The organism is Streptomyces sp. NRRL B-24572, from assembly GCF_002156145.1.
GTDB lineage: Bacteria > Actinomycetota > Actinomycetes > Streptomycetales > Streptomycetaceae > Streptomyces > Streptomyces vietnamensis.
This window is the reverse complement of the sequence record NZ_MWIG01000995.1, coordinates 1-1,535: the sequence shown is the minus strand read 5'-3', so window position 1 is coordinate 1,535 and position 1,535 is coordinate 1. Positions and strand designations below refer to the sequence as shown.

Sequence of the window (1,535 nt, the reverse complement as noted above, 5' to 3'; positions counted from 1 at the left end):
CGTCCGCCCATCGTTGAGTCGGACTCAACGATGGGCGGACGAGAAGGGGGCGGGGCCGGTGCTCGAACGGTACGAGCTGGAAGCGTTCCTCACGCTCGCCGAGGAACTCCACTTCGGGCGCACCGCCGAGCGCCTCGGCGTCTCCACCGGCCGGATCAGCCAGACCGTCAAGAAGCTGGAGCGCCGCGTCGGCACCCCGCTCTTCGCCCGCACCAGCCGCAGCGTCCGCCTCACCCCCGTCGGCCACGCCCTGTACGAGGACCTCCTGCCCGCCTACCGGCAGATGCGCGCCGCCCTCGCACGCGCCACCGCCGCCGGGCGCGGCGTCCACGGCCGGCTGCGCGTCGGCTTCGCCGGCCCCTGGGGCGGCGAGATGGTCACGGCCGCCGCCGAAGCCCTGACCGCGCTCCACCCGGGGTGCGAGATCACCGTCCGCGAGGTTCCCCTCGACGGCGGATTCCGCCCCCTTCGGGACGGCACGCTCGACGTCCAGTACGCCGCCTTCCCCGTGCGCGAGCCGGACCTCACCACCGGTCCCGTCCTCGTCACCGAGGAGCGGGTACTGCTCCTGCCCGTCGGCCACCCCCTGGCCGACCGCGCATCCCTCGGCCCGGAGGACCTCGCGGGCCTCGATCTGATCGCCCCCGGCGGCGACGTCCCCCGCTACTGGGTCGACCACCACTACCCCCGCAGCACCCCGTCCGGCGCCCCCGTCGGCCGCGGACCGGCCGCCAACACCTGGCAGGAGGTCCTCTCCCATGTGACCGCAGGCCGGGGTGCCTCCCCGGGGGCGGCCCGCGGCGCCCGGTACCATCCCCGGCCCGGCATCGCCTACGTCCCCCTGCACGGCACCCCGCCCCTCGAGTACGGCCTCGTGTGGCCCACCGCCGCCGACTCCGCCCTGCTCAGGGCCTTCGTGGCGGCGGTCGAAGGGTGCCCTGCGGAACGACCAGATCACCCGTCAGATGGTCGTACGCCACCTGCGCGTGAAGACGGACACCGGTGACGAGGGTGTCGTCGTCCGCGTAGAAGCGCGGGTTGTGGTTGGTGACGAGCCCGCGTCCGCCCTCCACCGGCACGGGCCGTCCCGAGGCGTTCAGCGTTGCGTCCTGGACGCCGAGCATCACGTACAGGCCGCCGAACCGGCCGATGAACTCGGAGACGTCGTCGTACCCGAGCGTCGCACCCGTCTCCACCACGCGGTCCCCGCCGACCACCCGGCGGAAGGTCGGCAGCCCGGCCTCCACCCACGGCCCGCTGTTGTGCACGGGCGGCACGGACTGCAGGTACTCCACGCCGGCCGTCGCCCCGTACGCCGCCGCCGAGTGCTCGGCCAGCATCGTCAGACGCCGCTGGACCTCGGCCATGTCGGACTCCACGGCGCAGCGGACCGTACCCCACAGGGTCACCGTCTCGCCGATGATGTTGAAGCGGCCCACGTCCTCGACGTGACCGATCGTCACCGTGACGGGGTCGAAGGCCGAGACCTGCCGGTACAGCTGGCCGATGCCGGTGAGGACCGCGCCGACCGCCGG

Annotated in this window: 1 protein-coding gene and 1 pseudogene; one reads left to right on the top strand and one right to left on the bottom strand. The window is 73.9% G+C overall.

The annotated features are described in order from the left end of the window. A partial coding sequence (locus CCN56_RS39310; protein ID WP_256962419.1) for a LysR family transcriptional regulator occupies nt 1-1,006 on the top strand: 1,006 nt, incomplete at its 5' end. Here CCN56_RS39310 and CCN56_RS39305 read toward each other — a convergent pair. After that, nucleotides 906-1,535 (bottom strand): annotated as a pseudogene (locus CCN56_RS39305) (amidohydrolase); the annotation flags it as partial. The gene CCN56_RS39310 and the pseudogene CCN56_RS39305 sit on opposite strands and share 101 nt — an antisense overlap.